This is a genomic window from Gordonia sp. SGD-V-85, assembly GCF_001456905.1.
GTDB classification, from domain to species: domain Bacteria; phylum Actinomycetota; class Actinomycetes; order Mycobacteriales; family Mycobacteriaceae; genus Gordonia; species Gordonia hongkongensis.
The window spans coordinates 103,134-129,786 of the sequence record NZ_LNQO01000007.1 but is presented as its reverse complement, the minus strand read 5'-3'; the positions used below and the strand labels follow the sequence as shown (position 1 = coordinate 129,786).

The window sequence follows — 26,653 nt, the reverse complement described above, 5'->3', positions numbered from 1 at the left end:
GGAGCGGGTCACGAGCACCCAGATGGACCGGTTCGGCCGCTTCGTCGCCGAGCGTTTCGAGACCGGGCGGTTCGAGACCGACACAGGCGATTACGACGATCTGTGGTCGTGGTCGGTGGAACATCCGGCCCGGTTCTGGCGTGCCGTCTGGGAATTCTTCGACCTCGACGCCCTCGCCGCGGAGCCGCTCGGCCCCGGGGACGAGGCGGTGCTCGCCGACGACCGGATGCCCGGTGCGGTCTGGTTCCCCGGGATGCGGTTGAACTACGTCGATCAGATCCTGCGGCACGCCGCCCTGCCCGGTGCCGCGATCGTGGGCATCGACGAGGCCGGTGACCGTTCCGAGATCGCGTGGGCGGAACTGCCGGCGCAGGTCGCGGGCCTGGCCGCGGCCCTGCGTGCGCGCGGAGTGGGGTCGGGGGACGTGGTGGCCGCCTACCTCCCCGACATCCCCGAGGCCGTCATTGCCTTCCTGGCCACCGCATCCCTGGGCGCGATCTGGTCCGGATGTGGACAGGACTATGCCCCGCAGGGGGCAGCCGGTCGACTAGGCCAACTCGCACCCAAGGTCCTGTTCACCGCCGCCGGATATCGCTACAACGGCAAGGTCGTCGACAAGCGCGCCGACAGCGCCGAGCTCGCCGGGCTACTGCCGGACCTGGTCGCGCACATCACGATCGGCGCGACCGAGGAGTCTTCGTCGGCCCTCGACTATGCCGACGCCGTCACCAGCGACCCCGGCGACTTCCACCTCGTCAAGGTGCCCTTCGATCATCCGCTCTGGGTGCTGTTCAGTTCCGGCACCACCGGAACTCCCAAAGGCATCGTGCACGGACACGGGGGAGTCCTGCTGGAGCACCTGAAAGCCGGTGCCCTGCACGGCGATCTGTCCGCAGACGACGTGTTCTTCTGGCAGACCGCGCTCAGCTGGATGATGTGGAACTATCAGGTCGCCGGACTTCTCTGCGGTTCGCGGATCGTCTGTTACAGCGGTTCGCCCCTGTACCCCGACGCCGACCGCCTGTGGCAGGTCGTCGACGACGAGCACGTCACCTACTTCGGCACGAGTCCCGGTCAGCTGCAGGCCTCGCGGAAGGCGGGTCTGGAACCGGGCCGCCGGCACGACCTCGGTCGGTTGCGCACTCTCGGGAGTACCGGATCATCGCTCGCCGCAGATCTTTTCACCTGGGTCGACGACCACGTCGGGGCCGGACTGCCCATCTCGTCGATCAGCGGCGGCACCGACATCGTGTCCGCGTTCGCCGGCGGCTCCACCGGTGTACCGGTCGTCCCGGGGGAGCTGTCGGTGCGCTACCTCGGTGTGGCACTGGAGAGTTGGTCGCCCGACGCCCGCCCGCTGGTGGGGGAGGTGGGTGAACTCGTCGTCACCGCGCCGATGCCGTCGATGCCCGTGAGCTTCTGGGACGATCCCGACGGTGCGCGCTACCGCGCGGCTTATTTCGCCCACGAATGGGAGGGCGGTGCGTCGAATCCCGAGAAACCGGTCTGGCGGCACGGCGACTGGGTGACGGTGACCGAACGTGGGTCGCTCGTGATCCACGGCCGCAGCGACGCGACGTTGAACCGCCACGGGATCCGGATGGGATCGGCCGACATCTACGAGGTCGTCGAAGCGCTCGACGAGATCGCCGAGGCCTTCGTGCTCGGTGTCGACGGACCGGACGGCGCCTACTGGATGCCGCTGTTCGTCACCCTGGTCCCCGGCGCGACGCTCGACGACGCGCTGATCGGCCGGATCGCGGGCGCGGTCCGCGACCGCCTCTCCAAACGCCATGTGCCCGAAGAGGTCATCGAGGCCCCCGGGATTCCGCACACCCGGACCGGAAAGAAGCTCGAGGTTCCGGTCACCGCGATTCTGGCGGGCCGTTCCGAGGTCAACATCGACCCCAAGGCGGTCGACGACTACGCGCTGATCAACTGGTACGCCGAGCAAGGGCGCGCGCATCGCTGGTGAGCGGGATTCGTGGCCCGGCGGGGCGACCCCGATGTGCAAGGGTCATGGGACCCGGCTGGTATGTGTACTAGCGTGGTCGACAGTTCTGCGCTCGTGGGGGGGCGACGGCCGGACGCCGTCACCTCGACGCGACCCGCTGATCCTGACCGACCGACCCGACCAGGAGATCGTCATGACCTACCCACCCGGCGGCTACGGGCAGCAGCAGCCCGAGTCCGGCCAGTCCTACGGCCAGTACGGCAATCAATCCGGATATCCCCAGTCCGGCGCGCACAACACGGGTCCGCAGGCGAGCCCCGCGCCCGGTTCCGATCAGTACGGTCAGGCCCAGCAGTACGGGGGTCAGCAGTACGGGGGCCAGCAGTACGGTCAGAGCGGACAGTCCTACGGCCAGGGGCAGCCGGGTTACGGCCAGAGCCCCGCGCCGGGATATGGCCAGCAGGGATACGGCCAGCAGGGGTACGGCCAACCCGGATACGGCCAGGACCAGCAGGGCCAGCAGGGCTACGGCCAGTACGGATACTCCCCGCAGCCGACCAAGACGCCGAGTCAGGGACTGCCGGCCATCACCCCGGTTCTCCTCGCCGCCGCGATCGGCGCCTTCGGCCTCATCGTCCTCTTCAGCGGGTTCCTGTCCGCCGCCGAGACCTATGACTTCGCGCTCAAGCTGTTCCAGACCCAGTACAACGCGCCGTACACGCTGATCAGCGTTGCCGGAATCCTGGCGCTCATCTCGCTGATCCCGGGCATCAAGGTGCCTGCGGCGCCGATCGTGGCGTCGCTGGCGATCACCTCGTTCCTGATCACGCTGTTCCAGTTCCTCAACATCGACGACAACGGTGCCGGGGCGATCGTGCTGCTGATCTTCACCCTCCTGTCCGCGGTTCTCGCAGTCGTGTGGTTGCTCGTCGACGCCGGCGTCATCAAGGTGGCGCCCGCGGTGGGCTCGGCGACCGCCGCGGTAGCCCCCGGCTCGTCGGCCGCGCAGTCCGACACCGGCGCTCACCAGCAGACCGGTGGCTACGGTGAGGCGCAGACCACCGCCTACGGCACCGGCAGCGCGCAGGCTCAGTACGGCCAGCAGTCGTCGGCGAACTACGACCCGTCGGCCTACTCGCAGTCGTCGGGCGCGTCGACCGCCGGTCAGAGCGGTTACTCCGGCGGTGCGAGCGAATCGTCGGCATCGGCCTCCGGTCACGGCGAGTCGGGCTACGGGGACTACCGTCCCGGCCAGTACGCGGCCGGCGCCTCGGGCGCATCCCCGGCCGCGCCCAGTGGATCCGCCAGCCCCTCGGGCACCGACACCCCGGCCGGAGACCACTCCACCACGGTCTTCCAGAAGCCGGAACCGCCCACCGGCAGCGGCAACTGACAGAACCCACAGTGCCCCGTCGACCATCGGTCGACGGGGCACTGTCGTTGTGCGGACGGTCCAGCGGTGAGCTGACTCCCTTTCGCAGCCCGCTCGGCGCGTCTACGACGGCCTCGGCCGGGACCGTGTCAGGCTCATGACGATGCCCTCCCTCAAGTCGGACCCGACCACGGACAATCTGGCGTCGCAGCTGCGTAACCTGCGGCGATCACGTCGTGCGCAGCGCACGGCGGCCGAGGGCTCGGCCCGGCAGCTCGCGGTTGTCGCGTTCACCGTTCCCGCGATAGCGCTGGTGACGCTGATCGTCGTGATGCTCTCGGTGCTGCTGCTGGCCGGCAGCGGCCTGACCGGACTGCCGAGTGCGATCGCCTCGGGCTGGCTGGCCGTCCACCAGATGCCGGTCACGATCAGCGGGGTCACCATAGGTGTGCTGCCGCTGCTGCCGACGCTGGCGGTCGCCGCCGGCACTGCCTGGCTGACGGCCCGGGCCGTCGCCGGTGGCACGAACTCGAACGAACGCGATCGGCACGACCTGTTCGACCTCGGCGCCGTCGTGTTCTCGGCGGTGATCGGTCCCGTTCTCATCACCGCGATGTCCCTGGCGGTCGTCATGGACGGCGGGTCGGTCCTGCCGGTGCAGACGCCCAACGCGCTGCTCGCGTTCCTCTACACCCTCGGCGTACACGGCGGTGCGGCGGTCGCCGGTGTCGTGTGGAGCCGGCGACGCGACTTCGCCGTCCGCGGGGGCGTGACCCACGCCGATCGTCGCGGTTTCCGGTACGGGCTGGTGGCGGCGCTGCTGCTACTGGTGGCCGGAGCCGTGCTGGTGTGTCTGCGAATGTTGATGAGGCACGGGCAGATCGGTGAACTGATCGAAACCGGTTACGACTTCGACGGGTTCCTGGGACTCACCCTGCTGTCGATGCTCTACCTCCCGAACGTGATGGTCGCCGCGATGGCGGTGCTCGTGGGTTCCGACGTCCAGATCGGTGCGACGACGGTCGACCTGTTCACGGTCCGCGGTGACGCCGTCCCGCCCGTCCCGGTTCTCGCGGTCCTTCCCGACGGGCCGGGTGCCGGGGCATGGGGATTCGTCGGACTGCTCGTGCCGGCCGGTGTCGCCGCGTTCGTCGGCTGGCGATGCCGCGACCTCGATCCCATGGCCCACGTGCGTTCGGTGGGTGTCGCCGCGGCGGTCGCGGCTTCGGTGGTCGCCGTTCTCACCGTCTCGGCGGGTGGAACGCTGGGGGAGTTCGGCGAGGTCGTCGTGACGGTGTCGGCGGCCGGGGTCTTCACACTGGGTTGGATCGCGGTCGTCGGCCTGCTCATCGTGCTCGTCTACGCCTTCCTGCCGTCGACCCGAGCGGCACGTCTCGCTGTCGGCGAGGAGTACTTCGAGGATCCACTCGACCTCGGTTACGAGGACGAATACGTCATCGTCACCGATCTGGACGAGGACGACGAGTACGCCGAGTACTCAGAGGTCGAGGACGGCGAATTCGAGGACGGCGAGTACGAGGACTCGGACTACGACGACGGTGAGTTCGACGACGGTGAATTCGGGGACGCTGACCTCGCGGACGACGACGCGGAGAACGTCGCCGCGTCGGACCCGGACGACTCCGATCTCGACACCGCATCCGGGCGCGCGCCGGCGAAGAACCGCGTGTACGACGACGATCTCGACGTGGCGGATCTCGCCGTCGACGTGGATCACGACCTCCATCCCGGTTCGCACGGGGCCTCACGGCAACGCTGACAGCGCGCTTCCCGGGCGTGCTCCGGCGGCGCCACCCGGCGCGGGCGGCCCAACGTGCGGCGATTAGTCTCGACGACGTGACATCCCCGACGGCACCTGGTCGCACCCCGCTGGTGGTGATGGCGTCGGGCACCGGTTCGCTGCTGGAATCGCTGATCGCGCGCGCCGGTGACGAGGATGCCCCGTTCCGTGTCGCGGCGATCGTGGTCGACCGCTCGTGCCGGGCGCAAGAGGTCGCGCAGCGCCACGACATCCCGCTCATCACCTGCCGTGTCGCCGACCACGCCGACCGTGCGACGTGGGATCGTGCGCTGACCGACGAGGTCGCCGCGATCGAGCCGGAGTGGGTGGTGACCGCCGGTTTCATGAAGATCCTCGGCCCGGCTTTTCTCGGCCGGTTCGGCGGTCGCGTCGTCAACAGTCATCCAGCGCTGCTACCCGCGTTCCCGGGCGCCCACGGTGTCGTCGAGGCGCTCGACTACGGCGTCAAGGTCACGGGCGCGACGGTGCATCTGGTCGACGAAGGCGTCGACACCGGCCCGATCCTCGCGCAACGAGTGGTCACCGTCGACGACGACGACACGGTCGACACCCTGCACGAACGCATCAAGACGGTTGAGCGTGTGTTGCTCGCCGACGTGGTGACCGCACTGGTCACCCGAGGAGTAGTCATCGATGGACGAAAGGCCCGCATCCCGTGAACGCACCCAGCTCTGACAGCTCTCGTCGACCGATTCGGCGCGCGCTGGTGAGTGTCTACGACAAGAGCGGTCTCGCCGACCTCGCGACGGCACTACACGCGGCCGGAGTGGAGATCGTGTCCACCGGGTCCACCGCGAAGACCATCGCCGGCGCGGGCGTGCCGGTCGTGGAGGTGTCCACGCTGACGGGCTTCCCCGAGTGCCTCGACGGCCGCGTCAAGACCCTGCACCCCAAGGTGCACGCGGGCATCCTCGCCGATACCCGTAAGTCCGATCATGTGGCTCAGCTCGACGAACTGGGCGTCGCCGCATTCGATCTCGTCGTCGTCAATCTCTATCCGTTCACCGAGACGGTGGCGTCCGGTGCGACTCCGGACGAGTGCATCGAGCAAATCGACATCGGCGGCCCGTCGATGGTGCGTGGGGCCGCGAAGAACCACCCGTCGGTCGCCGTCGTGGTCGATCCCGATGACTACTCGCTGGTGACCGAGGCCCTCACGGCCGACGGGTTCTCGCTCGTCGACCGGAAGAAGCTTGCGGCAAAGGCTTTCCGGCACACCGCGGACTATGACGTCGCGGTCGCGTCGTGGATGTCGAGTGTGGTTGCGCCCGAGGACGAGTCGCAGTTCCCGGCGTGGGCCGGTGCGACCTGGACCCGCTCCGCGGTGCTGCGTTACGGCGAGAACCCGCACCAGCCGGCCGCACTGTATGTCGGTAACGCCGGGGCCGGCGGGGTTGCGACCGCCGAGCAGCTCCACGGCAAGGAGATGAGTTACAACAACTACACCGACGCCGATGCCGCGTGGCGCGCCGCCTACGACTTCGATGCCCCGGCGGTCGCGATCATCAAGCACGCCAACCCGTGTGGCATCGCCATCGGCGCCGACATCGCGGAGGCGCATCGCAAGGCGCACGCGTGCGATCCGGTCAGCGCCTACGGCGGCGTGATCGCGGCGAATCGTGAGATCACCGTGGCGATGGCCGAGCAGGTCGCCGAGATCTTCACCGAGGTGATCGTCGCGCCCGGCTTCGCCGACGGTGCGCTCTCGGTGCTGACCCGTAAGAAGAACATCCGCGTCCTGGTGGCCACCCCGCCGGCGGCGACCGGGATCGAGACGAAGCCGGTGTCGGGCGGACTGCTGATGCAGCAGCGCGACGTCCTCGACGCCGACGGCGACAATCCGGCCAACTGGAACCTCGTGGCGGGTCCGCCGGCCGACAACCAGACCCTTGCCGACCTCGAGTTCGCCTGGCGTGCGTGCCGTTCGGTCAAGTCCAACGCCATCCTGCTGGCGTCCGACGGTGCGTCGGTCGGCGTCGGCATGGGCCAGGTCAATCGCGTCGACTCCGCGCACCTGGCCGTGCAACGCGCCGGTGACCGTGCAGCGGGGAGCGTCGGGGCGTCGGACGCGTTCTTCCCCTTTCCGGACGGACTGCAGGTACTGCTGTCGGCCGGGGTGAAAGCCGTTGCGCAGCCGGGCGGTTCGATTCGCGACAACGAGGTGATCGAGGCGGCCGACGAGGCGGGCGTGACGCTCTACCTCACCGGGGCGCGTCATTTCGCTCACTGAGCTCGCTCTACTGGTCGTCGCCGGTTTCGGCGCCGGCCTGATCGGCTACATCACCGGGCTGGCGTCGATCGTCAGCTATCCCGCACTGCTCGCCGTCGGACTCAGTCCGATCGCGGCCAATGTCACGAACACGGTCGCGCTGGTCGCCGTCGGGGTGGGCAGTACCGCACAGTCGGGACGCTCCCTCCTCGACGGTGACCGCAGGCGGCTGACCATCGGCGCGATCGCCGCGCTCATCGGCGGCACGGTCGGGGCGGTGCTGTTGTTGTCGACGCCGGCCGAGGCGTTCGAGGCCGTCGTGCCGTTCCTGGTGGCGATCGCCGCGATCGCCCTGTTGGCGCAACCGGTTCTGCGGCGGTGGGCCACCTCGCACGCCGAGCGTCCCTGGGTGTTCATCCTGGGCCTGACGCTGATCTCGGTGTACGGCGGGTACTTCGGGGCGGGCGCCGGCATCATGATTCTCGCGCTCATGCTCGTGGTGACCAGCGAACCATTGTGGCGCGCAGCGTTGTCCAAGTCGTTGTTCCTCGGCATCGCCAACACGATCGCCGCCATCGGCTTCATGATCTGGGGTCCCGTCGACTGGTGGGCGGCGCTCGCCATGGCCGTCGGCTGTCTTGCCGGCGGGTGGTGCGGCCCGCCTGTCGTGAAACGGCTGCCGCCCGGGCCGCTCCGGATCGTGGTCGGGGTGTGCGGGCTCGGACTCGCGGCGTGGCTCGCGGTCAGCTGACGTCGGCGTGATGAGCAGGCGGTTGTCGTCGGTGTGCCCGCGGCAGCCCCTGCTCCCTGAGGTGCGTCCGGAGCTTGCGGAGGGCGCGTCAGCCCCTGCTCCCTGAGGTGCGTCCGGAGCTTGCGGAGGGCGCGTCAGCCCCTGCTCCCTGAGGTGCGTCCGGAGCTTGCGGAGGGCGCGTCAGCCCCTGCTCCCTGAGGTGCGTCCGGAGCTTGCGGAGGGCGCGTCAGCCCCTGCTCCCTGAGGTGCGAGGAGCGCAGCGACGAGCCACGAAGGGTCCGGCGACCGGCAAGCTTCAACTCGACCGGCAGAGACTTCGATCGAGGTCTGGGAGTCGAGTTGCAGTCTGTCGGTCACAAGTCGGGGCAGGTATGCGAGACAGTCCCGCCGGTCGAGGTCGACTGCGCTCCTCGGTTGAGCCTTGCGGCCGGGGGTGAGGCAACCGCGCTCCTCGGATCGGTTGCGCATGTATTCAGTAGCGCACGTTCGGCCGAAGGAGCGCTTCAATGTCGGGGGCACGGGCATACAGCGATGCCGGTCTTTCCATTGGGCGCAGTTGTCTAAGAGAAACTTCGGCCTGCAGGTGAAGCTGCCCAACAGGGTGCGCTACCGGACATCGATTTGCCGCAGTCGGAAGTATCGCGGCCCACTGACGGGGCGGCAGCCCATTCGGCAGTTCACGGCGGCCGTCAGCCCGCATGTGGTCCAGGTGCAAGGGCGGGGTAGCGGCGAGGGTTTCACAGTACGGCCCCGTTCCCGGTCCACGATCCGACCAGGAACGGAGCCGACTGCAGTGTCGCTGTGGAGTTGTCAAGGGACGGATGCGGTCCCGGGCGGGCGCCGGGAGCGAGGTTGCTACGCGAAAGTCTGGTGGTCTGTGGCGGCAGCGGTCAGGCGGCGTCGTCGAGTCGCATGGTGCGTCGGTTGTAGGCGGGTAGTGGTCGGCGCCGCGGATCGATGGTCGCGGGTGGGACAAGCCAGGGATGACGGTCGAAACCCATCACGATGTCCCAGCCGTGGTGGTGGACCTGCGTATGGCAGCGCTGACACAGCAAACAGCCGTTGTCGAGGTCGGTGGGTCCACCGTCGGCCCATGGCTGGATGTGGTGGACCTGGGTATATGACGGTGGTGCACCACATTTGATACAGCAGGCGTCGCGGACGATGATTGCTTTGCGGAGGTGTGCCGGATACAACCGACGGGTGTGGCCCATCTGCAGCGGTACGCCCTCACTGTCGAGGACGATCTCGATCAGGGATCCGTCGCAGGAGACCTGTTTCGCGGTGGCATGGCTGACCGTCCCGGTCCACGGCAGCGTTGCGAGTTCTCCGGTGGCGGGGATGGTCAGCATCAGTTGCGTGCGTGGGCTTCCGACGGTGTCGATGGTCGCGCCGATCGCTGCTTGGTCGAGGATCAGTTCGAAAGCGTCGGCACGGCGCTGCTCGGCGGTTCGTCGATCTTCGGCTCCGTCGGGTTCGGGCCGTGGACACGATCGTTCGTCGATCATGGCCAGGAACTTCTCGCCGACGATCTGGGTGAGGTCGGCCCGGATTTCGACGCGGCCGTCGTCGGTGGTGTGGGCGTTGACCGCGTTCAGCGATGGGTCGTCGGCGGCCGGTACGCTGGTGTCGGAGGTGTCCGCCAGAGTGTTGGCGATGGCTCGGGCATGCTTGAGTACTTGTGTCGGTGTTGCGCCGGAGAGTGCTTGGGCGATGAGTTCGAGTTCGTACCGTGAGCGCTTGTCGTCGGAAAGGGCTTTGTGACAACGCTTGTCGATCTGGTTGATGCCTCGGACGATGGCGTCGACGATCTCGCTGGACAGCCGCCCGTCGGCCGCGTGACTCGCCAGGGCGGGCAGCGTGGGCAGGGCGTCGACACTCCGCATGGTGCGAAGAGCGGCGACCGGGGCATGGCCTGACTCGATCAGCAGTTTCTTGGTGGTGCTGCCCGCTTTCTGGGCGACACGGAGGTCGTCGAGTTGCGCTGTGTGGGTGACGATCTGGTGGTCGACGGTGTTGCGGATCAAACGCAGCGTCTCGAGGGCGTCGAACGTCGCTCTGCCCGTGGGGTCATCGGCGGGTGGTGTGGTTTCGATGAGCTGATCGAGGAGAGTGGCGAGCTCTGGCATGACTCCAAGGTACAGGAACATTCGTTCGATTTCGAGAAAATTCCACAGGCCGAGAACCACGAATTCATCGACTGTGCAGCATATTTCGTCGTCTGTGCGTCGATTCGCGTTGGGTGGGCGTGGATTGTTGACAAGGTGTACTCCAGTCACACTCGTCCCGCATTTCGGTTCACGTTCGATCGGCCTGATTGCGAGCGGTTTTGAGTTCGGCCTGGGGTGTAGACCCCTTCGAGGCTCGTCGCTTGCGCTCGTCGCGCCTCGGGGGACGGAGGGGGTCGGTGCTTGCGCTTCTCCCGTCTCGGGGAGCGGGGGAGGGTTCGTTTCTTGCACCTCAGTAGGTACGGCCTGGCGGCCGTTGTGGACTACGAAAAACACTCGTGAGCGTCCAGACTTCTGCATGCTGAGGTGCGAGCGAAGCGAGAGGAGTCCTATAGCTTGTCAAGTGCTCCGAGGTCGGTGGTGAGGTCGCGGAACACTTCGCGGGCGATGTATCGCTTGAGGCAGCGGAGGATGTCTTTCTTCGTTTTGTGTTCGGCGGAGCGGCGTTCGACGTAGGCGCGGGTGGGGGCGTGGGATTTCATGCGTCCGACCGCGATCATGTGCAGAGCGCTGTTGGCTTGCCGGTCCCCGCCCCGGTTGAGTCGGTGGCGGCTGGTTTTGCCTGAGGATGCCGGTAACGGGGCGGCGCCGACGAGTTTGGCGAACCGTGCCTCGGTGCCCATCCGCTCGACGTTGTCACCGGCGGTGATCACCAGGCGGGCGGCGGTGATCGGCCCGATCTGCGGGCGCGAGAGCAGGGTGGGTACCAGCTTGCTCAGCAGTCGTGTGAGTTCGCGGGCCAAGGACCGGGCTTGTTGTTGGGCGAGTCGGTGTCGGTCGAGCAGCGACCGCGCCGCGCGCACGAACGCCGCGGCCGGCGCGGACAGATCAGCTTTCTCGGCTGGTACCGGCAAGTCTGTGATGAATGCTGCCCGCTTGGCGATGGTGCGGGCCTGGCGCGCTTGATCGGCGTGCTCGGCTGGTGCGGTGGTACACAGGTCACGGATCTGGTTACCGATCCGGGTGGCCTCTGCGACGGCCGAAGCCCTTGCCACGGTGAGCATCCGAACAGATTCGACCGCGCCGCGGGTGTCTTTGGCCACCGCGGTGGCGCGGCCGGTGATGACGGCCATCGCCGCGGCGTAGGCATCGAGTTGATCGGTCTTACCGTGGGCGTAGCGGCGCGGCAGATCGGGGGTGTTGACCTCGATCACTCGCACCCCTTCAGCGGTGAGCATGCGGGTCAACCCGGCCCCATAGGAGGCGCTCGATTCCACCGCGGCATCCTCGACGCGGCCGAAGCCACACGCCCACTGCCACAACTGGGTGTAGCCGGCGGTGGTGGTCGGGAACTCGCGATCGGCCAGCGGGCGGCCGTCGGTGGCGACGATCGCGGCGTGATGGGTCTGTTGATGGGTGTCGACTCCGAGTACGACCACTTGCGTGGTCACTGCTGTCTCAGCCATTCTGGCGGTGTCTCCTTCACTGCGGTGTGGGATGACCTCACCGGGGCGGGTGGACAGGACAGTGAAGAGTCACGGCCTACCAGCCAGACAGGGTCCTAATCAGGTCACACCCGCCCCGGCCCTCAAGGTCACTTGGTGCAGGTGATCGACCGAAGTTCTGGGCCGACACATCTCGCCCATGACAGCACCGTCAGCCACGAAGTAAGTCAGACCCAAACCCGGTCAACCACCCACACCCATTCTCACTGCCACGAAGGGCTCGCAAGGTGCCTCATCAGGGCCCTTCGTGGCTCGTCGACCTCGACGCGCTCCTTCGTCGCTTGCTCGGCCCGGCGGCTTGCGCTCCTCGCACCTCAGGGACCAGGGGTTTGCGGTTCTTTCGGATCAGGAAGCATGCGTACGCTTCCCGCACCTCGGACGCGCAGGCGTCTTGTCGTGCACCTCGGTCGCAAGGGTTTGTCGCTTAGGGCGGCTGGATGTGTGAGAGATGCTCACCGATCGGGGGTGTGAAGAGATGACGAACAGCAACACAGCGCGGTCGGGTGGCGATGACGCCGGTGACGAGACACCGTTGAGACTCTTCGGTTTCGAGTAAGACGGGGCCGGCCACCGCGCGGAGGTCCTCGACTACTCCGGATGTGATGTGACGACGGTGATCTCGGACGCCGATTACTTCTTCACCGATCAGGGCAAGTTGTGGTCGCTCGCTGTCGTCGTCGACGATCGAGCCGACCATGAGCGATTGGTGTGGCTGTCGGGGTACGACTATCGGGAGCCCGCTCGAACACGGGTCGAGCGGGCAGGGCGAGCCGAGATGCAACTGCGATATCTTGCCTCCCGCTCCGCAGAGTCACGACCGGTGGTGCTTCCCGACGGCCTGCGGCTCATCCGCATGTTTCCCGAGTGGGGCGCCGGACCACTCTGGGAGAACTTCACCGAGAACTACCCCGCCGACCCATTGCGCCTGGGCCTCGACCCCGAGCTGGCAGCGGAGCTCACCGAGTGGAACGACGTGTGGAACGCGCGTCCACACGACGCCGACCTCGACGACGAACCCGGATGGACAGCCGCCGGAGTCGCGCTACACGCTCGCGTCCAGTCCGCGCTGGCCGGTGTCGCCGAGGTGGCCGCGCAGTTCGTGTTCTAGGCAACTTCCACACGGACGCGACCAGCGAAACCCCACGCCACATGCACATCGCGCCGGATCCGTATGCATCCGACAGGAGTTTTCCTCTCGGAGAGGAAAACTCTGGTCGCCGGGGTTCGCGATGTCTAGACATGCACGGTGACCTTGTTTGTGGACATCACCCCGGACGAAGCGGGTGGTGGGGCGGAGCGCACGTCGCCCGGCGGTTCGTCTCGCGCGCGATCGCTGTTGACCCGGGTGGGACTCCCGTTGCTCTCGGTGGTGCTGTTCGCCGCCGTGTGGCAGGTCGTCGCCGTCAGCGGGATCTGGAGTGAGACCTTCGTGCCGCGCCTGGGCACCGTGTGGCAGGCCTTTGTCGACATGTCCACGACGCACGACGGAGTCCGCGGCTATGCCGACTATTACTGGTGGGAACACCTATACATGACGCTGCGCCGGGTCTTCGCAGGTGTGGCGATCGGCGTGATCCTCGGCGTGCTGCTCGGTCTGGCGATGGGAACGGTGGGGTGGTTCCGACGCCTGCTCGAACCGTGGCTCACGTTCCTGCGCGCTCTACCGCCGCTGGCCTACTTCTTCCTGTTGGTCATCTGGCTCGGCATCGACGAAGCGCCGAAGATCACGCTGCTGGCATTGGCCGCGCTACCGCCCGCGGCGGTGGCGACCACCGCCGCCGTCAGTGCCGCGCCGGTGAGTCTCATCGAGGCGGCGCGCGCGCTCGGGGCCTCGCGGTCCGAGGTGATCCGCGATGTCGTCGTACCGTCGGCGCTGCCCGAGACCTTCACCGGCGTAAGGCTTTCGGTCGGCATCGCGTATTCCTCCGTGGTCGCGGCCGAGCTGTTCAACGGCATCCCCGGAATCGGTGGCGTGGTCAAGGACGCCAGCAACTACAACAACACCCCCGTCGTCCTGGTCGGCATCATCGCCATCGGTCTGTCCGGACTGATCATCGACGGGCTCCTACGAACAGTCGAGCACCGAGTGGTGCCGTGGCGCGGAAAGGCCTGAAAGACATGACAATCACACGCAAGGGGTCCGGTTCGTACCGGCTGCGCCGGTCGCGCTTCGGTGCGGTGCTCGGGATGATCGCCGCAGTGGCGTTGGTGCTCGCCGGTTGCTCGGTCGACAACTCCGGGGACGGCAGCAAGCCGACGATCCGGCTCGCCTACCAGTCGTTCCCGAGCGGCGACCTGATCGTCAAGAACAACGGGTGGCTCGAAGAAGCGCTGCCGGACTACAACATCAAGTGGACCAAGTTCGACTCCGGTGCCGACATCAACACCGCGTTCGTCGCCAAGGAGGTCGACTTCGCCGCCATCGGCTCCAGCCCGGTGGCCCGTGGACTGTCCGCGCCGCTGAACATCCCGTACCAGGTGGCCTTCGTGCTCGACGTCGCCGGCGACAACGAGGCCCTTGTCGCGCGCAACGGAACCGGCATCGAGACAGTCGCCGATCTCAAGGGCAAGCGGGTCGCGACAGCGTTCGCGTCCACCGCCCATTACAGCCTGCTCGCCGCGTTGGACCAGGCCGGCGTGAACCCGAAGGACGTGAACCTGATCGATCTGCAGCCGCAGGCCTCGCTGGCGGCCTGGCAGCGCGGCGACGTCGACGCGGTCTACACCTGGCTGCCCACGCTCGACGAATTGCGCCAGGACGGAACGACTCTCATCGCCAGCCGGCAGTTGGCCACCGCGGGCAAGCCCACGCTCGACCTCGGTGTGGTCTCCAGTGAATTCGCGACGGCGAACCCGGAGGTCGTGAACACCTGGCGGCAGGTCCAGGCCCGCGCACTCACCCTCATCAAGGACGACCCGCAGGCCGCTGCCGACGCCGTCGCCGCACAGCTGGGCACGACCCCGGAGGATGCGGCCAACCAGTTGAAGCAGGGCACCTTCCTCACCGTCGCGGAGCTGACCAGTCCGACGTGGCTCGGTACCCAGGGCAACCCGGGCAATCTCTCCGAGAACCTACACAGCGCGGCGGTGTTCCTCGCCGAGCAGCAGCAGATCCCGGCCGCACCGCCGATCGAGACCTTCCGCGAGGCCATCTACACAGAGGGATTGCCGGGTGTCCTCGAACAGCAGTAGTCCGCCGGACCGACCCGAGGGGCGACGCGGCTCGATCCGTCTGCACAACGTGTCCCAGAGGTACGGGACAGGTGCGGACGCCGTGCCCGCGGTCGGCCCGGTTGACCTGGACGTCCCGCCGGGCGAGTTCCTGGTGCTGGTGGGTGCGTCCGGATGCGGCAAGTCCACCCTCCTGCGACTCATCGCCGGGTTCGAACCCGCGACGGTGGGGAGGGTGGAGGTGTCGGGAGGCGCCCCGGTGCCCGGGGTGACCTCCGGGGTCGTCTTCCAGCAACCGCGCCTGTTCCCGTGGAAGACGGTGGGCGGCAACGTCGATCTCGCGCTCAAGTACGCGAAGGTCCCCAAATCCGAACGGGTGGCACGCCGCGCCGAACTCCTCGAACGCGTCGGTCTGGACGACACCGCCGGCCGGCGCATCTGGGAGATCTCCGGCGGGCAACAGCAGCGGGTGGCCATCGCCCGTGCGCTGGCGGCCGATACGCCGTTGCTGCTGCTCGACGAGCCGTTCGCGGCGCTGGATGCCCTCACGCGGGAACGGTTGCAGGAGGATGTGCGGGCGGTGAGCGCGGACAGCGGACGCACCAACGTCTTCGTCACCCACAGCGCCGACGAGGCAGCGTTCCTGGGAAGTCGGATCATCGTGCTCACCAAACGACCGGGACAGGTCGCACTTGACCTCACCTCGACGTTGCCGCGCACCGGCGTCGAACCCGACGAACTACGCGGTTCACCCGAATACGCCGCCCTGCGCGCCGAGATCGGTGCCGCGGTGAAGGAGGCCGCCGTGAAAGATGCTGAGGTGAAGGATGCCGCGGTCGCATGAGCGGCCGGGCCTTTTCCTCAGCGTGGGCTCAACCCTGTGCGGTGGCGCGGCGTCCGGTTAGAAAGTGGGGGTGTCCTCCGTTCCAGCGTCGTCCGCCACAGCAGTGGCTTCGACTCGGCTCGTCGACCTCGACGCGCTCCTTCGTCGCTTGCTCGGCCCGGCGGCTCCGCTCCTCGCCGGCTCAACCAGCGGAAATGCGCGAGGCGCGTTCGGCTCGATCAGCGCACACCAGGGCACCCTCCACTCGATGAACTGGGCGGACGGATCGCACCACGGTTCGCCGCCGGCGCACCCCGCTCCGACCCCCGCCTTCATCGACCTGGAGAACAATCCTCATGACCACCACCTCTCACCCCGTCGCCACCACGCACCGTCCTGACGCCGGAACCATCTCCGGCGGAGTCGAATTCGACATCGACGAGTTCGGCCCGAGTTTCGGTGCCGAGATCCGCGGCGTCGATGTCGCATCCGCCACCGACGCACAGGTGTCCGCGTTGCGCCGGGCGCTGATCGACTACAAGGTCATCGTCCTGCGCGATCAGCACCTCGACGACGAGGCGCACATCCGGTTCGGAAACCGGCTGGGAGACCTGACCTTCGGGCATCCGGTGTGGAACAGCGGCGACGTCCCCGGCGAGGTCTACTCGCTCGACAGCGCCGACAACGGCTTCGCCGACGTGTGGCACACCGATGTCACCTTCATGCCGCGTCCGCCGATGGGCTCGATCCTGCGTCCGGTTGTGTTGCCGCGCAACGGCGGTGACACCAACTGGGCGGACGCCGAGCTCGCGTACCAGTCGCTGTCGGAACCGGTTCGGCGGATGATCGACGGACTCAGCGCGGTACACGACGGCAACCGCGAATTCGGTTACTACCTCAAGCAACGACGCAACGGCCGCGGCAACACCTGGGACGGTGAGGAGGTCACCGAGCTGGTGCCGGTCACCCATCCGGTGGTGCGCATCCATCCCGAGACGGGCCGGAAGTCGTTGTTCGTCAATCCCGGTTTCACGTCGCACATCGACGGCGTCTCCGAGGCGGAGAGCCGCGGCATCCTGGACCTGCTCTACGCACACCTCACCAAGCCCGAACACATCGTCCGGCACCGTTGGCGTCTCGGCGATCTCGTCCTCTGGGACAACCGGAACACGCTGCACTACGCGAACCGCGACTACGGCGACGCCCGCCGGGTGATGCACCGGATCACCCTGCGCGGCGAGGCGCCCATCGGACCTGCCTGACCGCGACGTCCCGACGATCCCGAACTCCCACCATCGGCCACCCGGCCGGCGGTGGGAGTTCTCGTATGCCACTCAGTGCGTCGTACACGAGCCGGGACCAGCTTATTCAACCGAGGGGTTGACAAGGATCGACGATCCGGCGCACAATCGTATTCAACCAAACGGTTGAGGAGGTGAGGTCGGATGGCAGACGAGTTGTCCAAGGTGTTCGCCGCACTCGCGGACCCGACGCGGCGCGACATGGTTGCGCGGCTGGCGGTCTCGGATGCGACGGTCAGCCAACTCGCCGAACCGTACGACGTCAGCATCCAGGCCGTCTCGAAGCACCTGAAGGTGCTGCAGGACGCCGGCCTGGTGACCCGAACCCGGGAGGCCCAAACCCGTCCGGTCCATCTGGAAGCAGAGGTGTTCGACCTCATGACCAAATGGATCGAGCGGTACCGGAAGCGGGCGGAGGAGCGCTACCAGCGCCTCGACGCGTTGCTCGCCGAGATGAACGACGGCCCCGAGGCCCAGCATCCGACGGTGTCGGACCCCGAGGTCGAACAACCACTCCACAAGGAAGGAAAGGTGTCATGACCGCAACCCAGACCCGCTATCCCGAGGCCGCCATCGAAGCCGATCAGGAGGTGCCGCTGATCCGGATCACCCGCGACTTCCGCGGGACGCCCGCGCAGCTGATGAAGGCCCACACCGACCCCGAACTCTTCGTCCGGTGGGTCGGGCCGGACGCGATCAGCAGCCGGGTCATCGAGTGGGACGTCCGCGACGGCGGCAGCTGGAGCTATGTCTCCACCCACGAGGGGCAGGAGTTCGGATTCCGCGGGTGCTTCCACACCGTGGGCGAAGACAAGATCGTGCAGACGTTCACCTTCCTCGGCATGCCCGATGCGGTGTCGCTGGAGACCCTGTGGTTCGAGGATCTGGGCGACGGCACGACGCGGCTCCACGCCCAATCGCTGTGCGACAGCTTCGAAGCGCGCGACGGTTGGCTCGCCTCGGGCATGGAGGTCGGCGTGAACGAGGGATACGCCGCACTCGACCGCATGCTCACCGAGGGCGAGATCTGATCGTGTCCGGCGTGACCCTGCCGGAACTGGATGCATCGTCGCGTCACCGAGAGGTGGCCTCCGACTTCGCGGAGGCCATCGCCGACGTCCGCGACTGGGAGGTGCCGACGCCGGTCGACGGGTGGGTGGCACGCGACGTCGTGGCCCACCTCGTCGACTGGTTCACCGGCTTCCTCGCCGCCGGTGGGGTGGCCCTGCCCGCGGGACCCGCTGTCGCCGACGACCCGGCCGGGGCGTGGTCACAGCACGCCGCCTCGGTGCAGGCACTCCTCGACGGACCGACCGCCGAGGACACGTTCACCCACCCGATGGCGGGCGAGCATCGACTCGTCGAGGCAATCGACCGGTTCTACACCGCCGACGTGTACATGCACACGTGGGATCTCGCCCGATCCCAGGGCGTCACCCCCGACCTCGACCCCGGATTCGCCGGACAACTGCTCGAGGGCATGGCGTCCATCGACGACATCCTCCGCAGTTCGGGTCAGTACGGTCCGAAGGTCGAGGTGGACGCCGATGCCGACCCGGTGAGTCGCCTCATGGGATTCATCGGCCGGGACCCGCGGTGGACGCCGGCGACGAGGAGCGATGACGAGCACGCGCTCGACAACGCGGAGTAGCCTCGATGAGGTGCCAGACGACAACTTCACCACGCATGGCTCCCAGTCGACCGAAACCCGGCATCCGTCACCCCGAACCCTGGGTGAACTGCGTGCCAGCGGTCACGTGCAGCGCAGTGTGCGCGACGAGATCCGCAACAACCTCCTGTCCGCACTCCGCGAGGGGCGCGACCCCTGGCCGGGCATCGTGGGCTTCGAGGCGACGGTCATCCCGCAGTTGGAACGGGCCCTGATCGCCGGCCACGACGTCGTCATGCTCGGCGAGCGCGGCCAGGGCAAGACCCGCATCCTGCGCACCCTCGTCGGGCTCCTCGACGAGTGGACGCCGGTCATCGCGGGTTCCGAGCTGGCCGAGCATCCCTACGAACCCATCACCCCCGGGTCGATTCGGAAGGCCGCCAACCTGCTCGACGATCTGCCGATCGAGTGGCGTCACCGTTCGCAGCGCTACAGCGAGAAGCTGGCCACGCCGGACACCTCCGTGGCCGACCTCGTCGGTGACATCGACCCGATGAAGGTCGCCGAGGGTCGCAGCCTCGGCGACCCGGAGACGATCCACTTCGGGCTCATCCCGCGCTCGCACCGCGGCATCGTGGCCATCAACGAGCTGCCCGACCTCGCCGAGCGCATCCAGGTGTCGATGCTGAACGTGATGGAGGAGCGCGACATCCAGGTCCGCGGGTACACCCTGCGACTGCCGCTCGACGTCCTGGTGATGGCCAGTGCCAACCCCGAGGACTACACCAACCGCGGCCGGATCATCACCCCGCTCAAGGACCGCTTCGGCGCCGAGATCCGGACGCACTACCCGCTCGAGCTCGACGACGAGGTGTCGGTGATCGAGCAGGAGGCGGATCTGACCGCCAGTGTCCCGACCTTCATCACCGAGATCCTGGCGCGGTTCACCCGCTACGCCCGTGACCACCCGTCGATCGACCAGCGATCGGGAGTCTCCGCCCGCTTCTCCATCGCCGGTGCCGAAACCGTTGCGGCCGCGGCGCTTCACCGGGCGACGGTGACGGGCGAGGACCAGGCGGTGGCACGCGTGGTCGATCTCGAGTCGGTGATCGAGGTGCTGCGCGGCAAGATCGAGTTCGAGTCCGGCGAAGAGGGCCGGGAACTCGAGATCCTCGAGCACCTGATGCGCAAGTCCATCGCCGACGCGGTGCGTGCCCACCTCGGCGGCGTCGACATGGCGCCGCTCGTCGCCGCCCTCGAGAACGGCGAGCCGGTGGTCACCGGCGACCGGGTGCGTGCCGACGACCTGCTGGGTTCCATCCCGTCGCCGGACACCACGTCCGGCGTTCTCGACCAGATCGCCGAGCGCCTCGAAGCGGACTCGGACGGGGAGCGTGCCAGTGCGGTCGAGCTCGCGCTCGAGGGACTCTTCCTCGCCCGTCGGATCGGCAAGGAGGCCGACGAGACCGGGCAGACCATCTACGGCTAAGTGGAAGACTAGGGAGAACACATGGCGCGCAAGAGCTTCCACCGTTCGCGCTACCAGCGGTACAGCGGCGGACCCGATCCGCTCGCGCCGCCGGTCGATCTGCGCGAGGCGTTGGAGACGATCGGCGACGATGTCATGGCCGGCGCGTCGCCGCAGCGGGCGCTCCGAGAGATGCTGCGTCGCGGGACACCGAACATGCGCGGACTCGACAAGTTGCGCGAGCAGATCAACCGTCGCCGGCAGGAACTGCTGAAGAAGCGCAACCTCGACGGCACCTTCGCCGAGATCCGTGAACTCCTCGACCGTGCGGTACTCGAGGAGCGCAAGCAACTCGCCCGCGATCTCGACGACGACGCCCGCTTCGCCGAGATGCAGATCGGAAGTCTGCCGCCGTCGACCGCCCAGGCCGTCGAAGAGCTGTCGGAGTACAACTGGCGCAGTCCGCAGGCGCGTGAGGACTACGACAAGATCAAGGACCTGCTCGGCCGGGAGTTGCTCGACCAGCGCTTCGCCGGCATGAAGGAAGCGCTCGAGGGGGCGAACGAGCAGGATCGGCAACGGATCTCGGAGATGCTCGGCGACCTCAACGAGCTCCTCGCCGCGCACAACCGGGGCGAGGACACCACCGAGGCATTCGACGAGTTCATGGCCAAGCACGGTGAGTTCTTCCCGGAGAACCCGCGCAACACCGAGGAACTCATCGATTCCCTCGCCCAGCGCGCGGCCGCGGCCCAACAGTTCTACAACTCGCTGACCCCTGAGCAGCGCGCCGAGCTCGACCAGCTGGCGCAGCAGGCGTTCGGGTCGCCGGACCTCATGAACCAACTGGCGCAGATGGATTCGCAGCTCCGGGCGGCTCGACCGGGTCTGGACTGGGACGACGCGCAGTCGTTCTCCGGCGACCAGCCGATGGGACTGGGCGAGGGGGCCGCGGCACTACGCGACATCTCCGAACTCGAGGCGCTCTCCGAGCAGCTGTCACAGCAGTATGCCGGCGCGCAGATGGACGACATCGATCTCGACGCGCTCGCCCGGCAGCTCGGCGACGACGCGGCGGTCGACGCGAGAATGCTGGCCGAGCTCGAGAAGGCGCTGTCCGAGCAAGGCTTCTTCGACCGCACCGCAGACGGTCAGCTCCGGCTGAGTCCGAAAGCGATGCGCCAGCTCGGTCAGTCGATCTTCCGCGACATCGCCGAGCAGCTGTCGGGCCGCCGGGGCGATCGCCAGACCCGCCAGACCGGACTGCTCGGCGAGCCTACCGGCGCTTCCCGGGAGTGGGAATTCGGCGACACCGACCCCTGGGACGTCACCCGGACCGTGTCGAATGCGGTGCTGCGCACCGTGTCCGAGACACACGAACCGTCGCTCGCGACGTCGGAGATGGCGCGATCGGGAGTGCGTATCGACGTCCGCGACGTCGAGGTCTCGGAGACCGAGAGCCGTACGCAGGCAGCGGTGGTCCTGCTCGTGGACACGTCCTTCTCGATGGAGATGGAGGGCCGGTGGACGCCGATGAAGCGCACCGCGATCGCCCTGAATCATCTGATCTCCACGCGCTTCCGCAGCGACGAACTCCACCTCATCGCGTTCGGAAGATACGCGCGGTCGATCGACATCGCCGAGCTCACCGGTCTGCAACCGCGGATGGAGCAGGGGACCAACCTGCATCACGCACTGTTGCTCGCCCAGCGGCACCTCCGGCGGTTCCCGAATGCGCAGCCGGTGGTCCTGGTGGTCACCGACGGAGAGCCGACCGCGCATCTCGATCCGAGTGGGGAACCGTTCTTCTTCTATCCGCCGCACCCGCAGACCATCGCGCTGACGGTTCGGGAACTCGACCATGTCGCGCGAATCGGCGCCCAGGTCACGTTCTTCCGTCTCGGCGAGGATCCCGGGCTGGCCCACTTCATGGATCAGATCGCCCGCCGGATCGGCGGACGCGTGGTGGCGCCGGACGTCGACGGTCTCGGTGCCGCCGTGGTCGGCGACTATCTGCGGGCCCGGAAGGGGCGTCGGCGCGGCTGATCGACGCCCCGTCGATGAGCGCCGCGGCGACGTCGGCGCGAATGTGTCGGCGCGAGAATGTCAGACGGTCTTCGGCTTTCGGCCGGCGATGATCCAGAGCACGATGCCCACCAGTGCGAGCAGGCCGCCGAAACCGCCGCCGACAACGGCCAGCAGCACGCCGCCGACGCCGCGGAGGATGCCGGACGCGTCGATGGATGCGACGACGGCCGGCGAATCGCACTGGAACGAGTAGGTGCCGGATTCCACGACCTCGAACGAATCGAACGATTCGACCCCGGAACCGTCGAAGGTGAACTCGGTCGTCGAGTTCGTACCCGACGCCAGCGCAGCGGGACCGGTGATCTCGCAGGCGGGTACGCCGTTCGTGCTGCTGCTGCTGAACAACTGGAACTCGTCACCGGCGTCGTAGTACTGCTCGGCGGTGGGGTTGACCTCGAACGCCTTGTCGGCCACGTTCCCGATACCGGCGATCGCCATGACCACCCCGACGGTGACCGACAGGACCAGGATCAGCACACCGAGCAGGGTCAGGATCTTGCCCCACCGTCGCATCCCGGCGCGGTCCTTGCGCGGGGGAGGGGGCGGTGGATACCCGCCGTACGCGGCGGGTTGTCCGAAGCCGCCCGACGGCGCGTACCCGCTGTCCGGGTAGGGCGGCTGCTGGGGATGCGATTGGCCGTACGGCGACTGGTAACCCGAGGGCGTCGGTCCCGGTCGGCCGTCGCCGGGCTGCCCGGGATCGTAGGGCTGGCTCATCTTCGCCTCCGATGTACGCCGGTCGGCCGTCCCGCCCGGACTCGTTGAATTATGCCGCTCGGCCGGGTCTTTCGTCGGGCAGTTGGCCAGAGGGGTCGTCGATGCGAGGTACCGGCCCGACGACTCCTCGGGGTCGTCTCCGGGGAAAGATCAGGGTGGTCGTGCCGGACTCGGGCAACTAGGGTTTCCAGACGTGACCCAACCCGGCGATTCACCGATGCCCGACGACCGGCGTGCCCGACTCCGCGCCGCGGATGCGGACCGCGAACTGGTCCACGAGATCCTCTCCGCCGCCATGGCGCACGGCAGCCTGTCCCCGGTCGAGTACGAGGAGCGGGCCGGAAAAGCGGTCCTCGCGAAGACCTTTGGTGACCTCGACGCCCTGACCGACGACCTCCCGGTGGCACAACTCGGCGTCGCGATGCCTGCGGCCAGCCTGTCTCCGGGCCCGCGGGTGACGGGCGGCAGCGCGGACACGGCCGTCCGCCACCGGTTGGCCATCATGTCCGGGAGCGAGCTGTCCGGGACGGCGGTGGTCGCCGATCAACTCACCGCCACCGCCATCATGGGCGGGGTCGAACTGGACCTTCGCGAGGTGGAGTTCACCGCGCCGGTGCTGACGGTCCAGTGCGTGGCGATCATGGGCGGGGTCGAGATCAAGATGCCCGACGGAGTGACCGTCGAGATCGGGGGACTGGGCATCATGGGCGGATTCAGCGGCCGGTCGCGAAAGGCGTCCCGGCCCGGCGCGCCAGTGGTACGGGTGACCGGACTGGCGCTGATGGGCGGCGTCGACGTCAAGTACGTGCCCCGGGAGGAGCCCGACGACTGAGGAAGTTCAGGCGAGCAGCAGGGCGATGATCATGATGGTGGGTATCGACGTGAGCGTCGTGATCAGTGCCGTGTCCCGGGCGAGGATCTGGCCGCGCCGGTAACGGGTCGCGTACACCAGGACATTCTGCGCGGTCGGCAACGCCGCGATGATCACCTGCGCGAACAACGCCTCACCGGTCTGCCCGAATCCCCAACGGGCGATGGCGTAGACGGCCAGCGGCATGACGATCATCTTCAGCACGCTTGCCAGTGCGATGTCGCGGCGGGGGCTCGCACCCTTCTTGAACACCGCGACGCCGGTGAGCGACAGGCCGAATGCCAGCAGCGCCGCCGGCACGGAGGCGTCACCGAGCATCTTCACCGGGGACATCACGGCCGCGGGCGGGCTCCAGCCGATCAGCGAGACCGACAGACCGGCGAGTCCGCCGACGACGATCGGATTGGTGATCGGCGCGACGAGCGAGTCCCGCAGCAGCGATCTTCCCGAATCCCGGTCCAGCGCGGTGAGATCCAGCGCGAGCAACGCGATCGGTGAGTAGATCAGGATCTGGAACAGCAGCAGCGGCGCGATGAACGACGCGTCGTCGAGAACGAAGATCGCGATCGGAAGACCCAGATTGACGCTGTTGACATACGACGACGACAGGCCGCCGATCACGAGTTCGGGAACCGCGCGTCGAAACCACAGTTTGGCGACGACGACGTACAGCGCACCGATCAGAAACGCGCTGCCGCCCGCGATCACCAGCGTCGACGAGAAGACAACCGACAGATCGGAGGTGACCATGGAGTGGAACAGCAGCGCCGGTGTGAAGACGAAGAACACCAGGCGGGAAAGGACTTCGTGGGCGTGGTCGCCGATGACACGCGTGCGCCCGAGGAGATATCCCACCCCGACTACAATGAAGATCACCGTGAAGCCGGAGATGACGCCAGACACCGGTTGAGTCTAATCGTTAGGCTGGTGAACACATCGTGTCGGATCTACATGGGGGTTGTGCGTGAGTTATCCACCGGGACAGGGCTCGGGCCAGGGCCAGGACGACTGGGGTACGGTGCCGAGCTCGGGGTCCTCGGGCAACTCGGGTCCCAACCTCTCCAAGGGTGACCAGGGCCAGGGTGCCGCACCCGAGTACGCGCCGACCGAGTACGGCCAGACCTACCAGCCGGGTCCGTCGTCGGACCCCTACGGCCAGAACGTCTACGGGCAGAACCCGTATGGTCAGGAGCAGTACGGCCAGAGTCCGTACGGATCGCCGGCCGGCAACCAGGGCTACGGGACGCCGAGCCAGGATCCCTACGCACAGCCGCCGGGTGGGTCCTACGGTCAGGTCAACGATCCCTACCAGGCGCCGGCGTACGGCGGCGCGTACGGGTCGCAGAACCCCTACGGCGCGGCACCCTACGGCGGCGGTTACGGATACGCGCCGCCGCAGAAGACCAACGGCAAGGCGATCGCGGCCTTGATCTGTGGCATCGTCGGCGTCGTCTCGCTGATCGCCTGCTTGTTCTTCTCGTTCTTCCTGTCGATACCGGTCGGCATCGCGGCCGTCGTGCTGGGGTTCATGGCGCGACGTGACATCGAACAGTCCGGTGGCACGCAGAGTGGTTCGGGGATGGGCCTGGCGGGGATCATCACCGGCGCGCTCGCCATCGTCGGTGGCGTGGTGTGGACCGTTCTGTTCATCGTCCTGATCGTCGCCGGCGACACGAGCTCCTCCACCTACTACTACTGAACGAATTTCGGGCCGATCCGGGGTCGTGTTCATCGACTCCGGCCCAGTTCGGAGCCCTTTCTCACTAAGCTGTGCGTGATGCACGGCCGGTTGGTCGTGCACGCATCTCCCCGCGTTGTCCCGCTGCGGCACAGCTTGTGAAAGGCATCCGATGACCACTCCGACCGGGGGTAGCGATCCGACGGATCCGGCCCAGGCACCGCAATCCCCACCGTCCGGCCCACCTTCGGACACCTCGGCAACCGACCCGTCGCCGTGGGAACCGACCCAGAAGGCGGCGGTCCCCGACGAGGTGCCGGACTCGGTGCCGGTGACCTCGACACCCGGGACCGGACCGGATGACACGGAGATTCCCGAGTCGCACAGTCCGGCCGACGGTGTCACCCGGGTCATCCGCACCGGTGGACCGTCGAATCCGTCCGCTGCACAGCCGGTTCCGCCGCCACCCGCGCCCAGTGGCCCCGGGGACCCGGGTCCGGGTGGCCCGGCCCCGTCCGGTTACGACGCCACGCGCGTGATCTCGACGCGGTCCCCGGCGGGACCGCCACCGGGACAAGCCCCACCACCTCCCCGGCCGGGCTTCGGTCAGCAGCAGGGATACGGACAGCAGGGATACGGACAGCAGGGATACGGACAGCCGCAGGGTTACGGACCGCCGGGTCAGGGGCAACCCGGACCCGGCCGGCCGGGATATGGACCCCCGCCGGGGTACGGTCAGCCTCCGCAGGGTCCGCCCCCGGGTCGGTCCGGGCAACCGTTCGCCACGCTCGGTGATGCCCGATCCGCGGAATCGGCCTCCGCCGACTCCCGCCCCGCAGGCGGCCGGCCCGTCGACGCCGATGGCCCGTCGACCAACAAACTGGCCGTGGCCGCCCTGGCGGCCTCACTGCTGGGTCTCCTGTGCGTCGGGGTCGGCGGCATCGTCGGGCTGGTGCTCGGCATCGTCGCGCGGAGACAGATCGCGGCGTCGGGTGGCAGGCAGACCGGTGATGGGGTGGCGCTCACCGCGGTCATCATCGGGGCGTTCATCATCGTCGTGTGGGTTGCATACTGGGTGGCCATCGCGTTGACCGACCTCCGATCGCCGTGGGGCTACCTCTGAAGTAGGCGACCCCGGGCGCGTGC

The 26,653-nt window shown here is 67.8% G+C and carries 23 protein-coding genes; 19 read left to right on the top strand and 4 right to left on the bottom strand.

From position 1 onward, the window contains the following. The first annotated feature begins 22 nt into the window (after positions 1–22). From AS181_RS10450 to AS181_RS10425, 6 genes are all read left to right on the top strand, one after another. Positions 23–1,975: an acetoacetate--CoA ligase gene (locus tag AS181_RS10450; RefSeq protein WP_442902777.1), complete on the top strand. Its 1,953-nt coding sequence runs from the start codon at positions 23–25 to the stop codon at positions 1,973–1,975. A 172-nt stretch (positions 1,976–2,147) separates the two neighbouring features. Next, positions 2,148–3,347 (top strand): DUF5336 domain-containing protein, encoded by a 1,200-nt coding sequence (locus AS181_RS10445; protein ID WP_058251527.1) that lies wholly within the window; start codon positions 2,148–2,150, stop codon positions 3,345–3,347. Positions 3,348–3,489: 142 nt separating this feature from the next. Next, positions 3,490–5,106, top strand: coding sequence for a cell division protein PerM (locus AS181_RS10440; protein WP_058251674.1), 1,617 nt, complete (start codon positions 3,490–3,492; stop codon positions 5,104–5,106). 77 nt (positions 5,107–5,183) lie between these two features. Beyond that, positions 5,184–5,807 carry a phosphoribosylglycinamide formyltransferase gene (gene purN, locus AS181_RS10435; RefSeq protein WP_058251526.1) on the top strand — a complete coding sequence of 208 codons (624 nt, stop codon included), beginning with the start codon at positions 5,184–5,186 and terminating at the stop codon, positions 5,805–5,807. Then, the gene (gene purH / locus AS181_RS10430) at positions 5,804–7,378 is read left to right on the top strand and encodes a bifunctional phosphoribosylaminoimidazolecarboxamide formyltransferase/IMP cyclohydrolase (protein WP_058251525.1); all 1,575 of its coding nucleotides are present in this window, start codon (positions 5,804–5,806) and stop codon (positions 7,376–7,378) included. Before purN ends, purH begins: the two co-directional genes overlap by 4 nt. After that, positions 7,365–8,108 carry a sulfite exporter TauE/SafE family protein gene (locus AS181_RS10425; RefSeq protein ID WP_082652915.1) on the top strand — a complete coding sequence of 248 codons (744 nt, stop codon included), beginning with the start codon at positions 7,365–7,367 and terminating at the stop codon, positions 8,106–8,108. Before purH ends, AS181_RS10425 begins: the two co-directional genes overlap by 14 nt. Positions 8,109–8,998: 890 nt before the next feature. Here AS181_RS10425 and AS181_RS10420 read toward each other — a convergent pair. Then, positions 8,999–10,258, bottom strand: a complete 1,260-nt coding sequence (locus tag AS181_RS10420; protein WP_058251673.1) for an HNH endonuclease — start codon at positions 10,256–10,258, stop codon at positions 8,999–9,001. Positions 10,259–10,665: 407 nt separating this feature from the next. Next, positions 10,666–11,742 (bottom strand): IS110 family transposase, encoded by a 1,077-nt coding sequence (locus AS181_RS10415; protein ID WP_058251523.1) that lies wholly within the window; start codon positions 11,740–11,742, stop codon positions 10,666–10,668. Between the two features lie 643 nt (positions 11,743–12,385). Between AS181_RS10415 and AS181_RS10410 the strand changes: the two genes are divergently transcribed. The 10 genes from AS181_RS10410 (at position 12,386) to AS181_RS10360 (ending at position 22,199) form a co-directional block, all read left to right on the top strand. Further along, positions 12,386–12,889, top strand: a complete 504-nt coding sequence (locus tag AS181_RS10410) for a hypothetical protein (RefSeq protein ID WP_058251522.1) — start codon at positions 12,386–12,388, stop codon at positions 12,887–12,889. Positions 12,890–13,027: 138 nt separating this feature from the next. Beyond that, positions 13,028–13,894, top strand: a complete 867-nt coding sequence (locus AS181_RS10405; RefSeq protein ID WP_058251521.1) for an ABC transporter permease — start codon at positions 13,028–13,030, stop codon at positions 13,892–13,894. 5 nt (positions 13,895–13,899) lie between these two features. Further along, positions 13,900–14,973, top strand: a complete 1,074-nt coding sequence (locus AS181_RS10400; protein WP_091344334.1) for a taurine ABC transporter substrate-binding protein — start codon at positions 13,900–13,902, stop codon at positions 14,971–14,973. Further along, a complete protein-coding gene (locus AS181_RS10395; RefSeq protein WP_058251520.1) occupies positions 14,954–15,796 on the top strand; it encodes an ABC transporter ATP-binding protein in 843 nt (280 codons plus the stop codon). Before AS181_RS10400 ends, AS181_RS10395 begins: the two co-directional genes overlap by 20 nt. 335 nt (positions 15,797–16,131) lie before the next feature. After that, positions 16,132–17,037 carry a TauD/TfdA dioxygenase family protein gene (locus AS181_RS10385; RefSeq protein WP_058251518.1) on the top strand — a complete coding sequence of 302 codons (906 nt, stop codon included), beginning with the start codon at positions 16,132–16,134 and terminating at the stop codon, positions 17,035–17,037. A 183-nt stretch (positions 17,038–17,220) separates the two neighbouring features. After that, the gene (locus tag AS181_RS10380; RefSeq protein WP_058251517.1) at positions 17,221–17,616 is read left to right on the top strand and encodes an ArsR/SmtB family transcription factor; all 396 of its coding nucleotides are present in this window, start codon (positions 17,221–17,223) and stop codon (positions 17,614–17,616) included. Continuing rightward, complete coding sequence (locus tag AS181_RS10375; RefSeq protein ID WP_058251516.1) at positions 17,613–18,107, top strand: SRPBCC domain-containing protein; 495 nt, start codon at positions 17,613–17,615, stop codon at positions 18,105–18,107. Before AS181_RS10380 ends, AS181_RS10375 begins: the two co-directional genes overlap by 4 nt. Before the next feature lie 11 nt (positions 18,108–18,118). Beyond that, positions 18,119–18,727: a hypothetical protein gene (locus AS181_RS10370; protein ID WP_058251671.1), complete on the top strand. Its 609-nt coding sequence runs from the start codon at positions 18,119–18,121 to the stop codon at positions 18,725–18,727. Then, positions 18,696–20,174 (top strand): sigma 54-interacting transcriptional regulator, encoded by a 1,479-nt coding sequence (locus tag AS181_RS10365; RefSeq protein WP_058251515.1) that lies wholly within the window; start codon positions 18,696–18,698, stop codon positions 20,172–20,174. Before AS181_RS10370 ends, AS181_RS10365 begins: the two co-directional genes overlap by 32 nt. Before the next feature lie 21 nt (positions 20,175–20,195). Further along, positions 20,196–22,199 (top strand): VWA domain-containing protein, encoded by a 2,004-nt coding sequence (locus AS181_RS10360; protein WP_058251514.1) that lies wholly within the window; start codon positions 20,196–20,198, stop codon positions 22,197–22,199. A gap of 60 nt (positions 22,200–22,259) precedes the next feature. On the opposite strand, the gene AS181_RS10355 is transcribed toward AS181_RS10360, so the two are convergent. After that, positions 22,260–22,958 carry a hypothetical protein gene (locus AS181_RS10355; RefSeq protein WP_058251513.1) on the bottom strand — a complete coding sequence of 233 codons (699 nt, stop codon included), beginning with the start codon at positions 22,956–22,958 and terminating at the stop codon, positions 22,260–22,262. Between the two features lie 193 nt (positions 22,959–23,151). On the opposite strand from AS181_RS10355, the gene AS181_RS10350 reads away from it, so the two are divergent. Next, complete coding sequence (locus AS181_RS10350; protein WP_175404315.1) at positions 23,152–23,790, top strand: DUF1707 SHOCT-like domain-containing protein; 639 nt, start codon at positions 23,152–23,154, stop codon at positions 23,788–23,790. Between the two features lie 6 nt (positions 23,791–23,796). On the opposite strand, the gene AS181_RS10345 is transcribed toward AS181_RS10350, so the two are convergent. Then, on the bottom strand, positions 23,797–24,732 hold the full coding sequence (locus AS181_RS10345; RefSeq protein ID WP_058251512.1) for an AEC family transporter: 936 nt from the start codon (positions 24,730–24,732) through the stop codon (positions 23,797–23,799). A gap of 61 nt (positions 24,733–24,793) precedes the next feature. Between AS181_RS10345 and AS181_RS10340 the strand changes: the two genes are divergently transcribed. Together AS181_RS10340 and AS181_RS25140 are read left to right on the top strand one after the other, a co-directional pair. Continuing rightward, entirely contained in the window at positions 24,794–25,528 is a 735-nt protein-coding gene (locus tag AS181_RS10340; protein WP_058251511.1) for a DUF4190 domain-containing protein, read from the top strand. 151 nt (positions 25,529–25,679) lie between these two features. Then, positions 25,680–26,630, top strand: coding sequence for a DUF4190 domain-containing protein (locus AS181_RS25140; RefSeq protein WP_058251510.1), 951 nt, complete (start codon positions 25,680–25,682; stop codon positions 26,628–26,630). The last annotated feature ends 23 nt before the right edge of the window (positions 26,631–26,653 follow it).

Bases quoted from the DNA above. Each gene is read 5' to 3' on its own strand.
- AS181_RS10450 (WP_442902777.1), top strand. From the start codon at position 23: ATGGACCGGTTCGGCCGCTTCGTCGCCGAGCGTTTCGAGACCGGGCGG.
- AS181_RS10445 (WP_058251527.1), top strand. From the start codon at position 2,148: ATGACCTACCCACCCGGCGGCTACGGGCAGCAGCAGCCCGAGTCCGGC.
- AS181_RS10440 (WP_058251674.1), top strand. From the start codon at position 3,490: ATGCCCTCCCTCAAGTCGGACCCGACCACGGACAATCTGGCGTCGCAG.
- AS181_RS10420 (WP_058251673.1), bottom strand. From the start codon at position 10,258: ATGTTCCTGTACCTTGGAGTCATGCCAGAGCTCGCCACTCTCCTCGAT.
- AS181_RS10415 (WP_058251523.1), bottom strand. From the start codon at position 11,742: ATGGCTGAGACAGCAGTGACCACGCAAGTGGTCGTACTCGGAGTCGAC.
- AS181_RS10400 (WP_091344334.1), top strand. From the start codon at position 13,900: ATGACAATCACACGCAAGGGGTCCGGTTCGTACCGGCTGCGCCGGTCG.
- AS181_RS10385 (WP_058251518.1), top strand. From the start codon at position 16,132: ATGACCACCACCTCTCACCCCGTCGCCACCACGCACCGTCCTGACGCC.
- AS181_RS10380 (WP_058251517.1), top strand. From the start codon at position 17,221: ATGGCAGACGAGTTGTCCAAGGTGTTCGCCGCACTCGCGGACCCGACG.
- AS181_RS10375 (WP_058251516.1), top strand. From the start codon at position 17,613: ATGACCGCAACCCAGACCCGCTATCCCGAGGCCGCCATCGAAGCCGAT.
- AS181_RS10365 (WP_058251515.1), top strand. From the start codon at position 18,696: ATGACGAGCACGCGCTCGACAACGCGGAGTAGCCTCGATGAGGTGCCA.
- AS181_RS10360 (WP_058251514.1), top strand. From the start codon at position 20,196: ATGGCGCGCAAGAGCTTCCACCGTTCGCGCTACCAGCGGTACAGCGGC.
- AS181_RS10355 (WP_058251513.1), bottom strand. From the start codon at position 22,958: ATGAGCCAGCCCTACGATCCCGGGCAGCCCGGCGACGGCCGACCGGGA.
- AS181_RS25140 (WP_058251510.1), top strand. From the start codon at position 25,680: ATGACCACTCCGACCGGGGGTAGCGATCCGACGGATCCGGCCCAGGCA.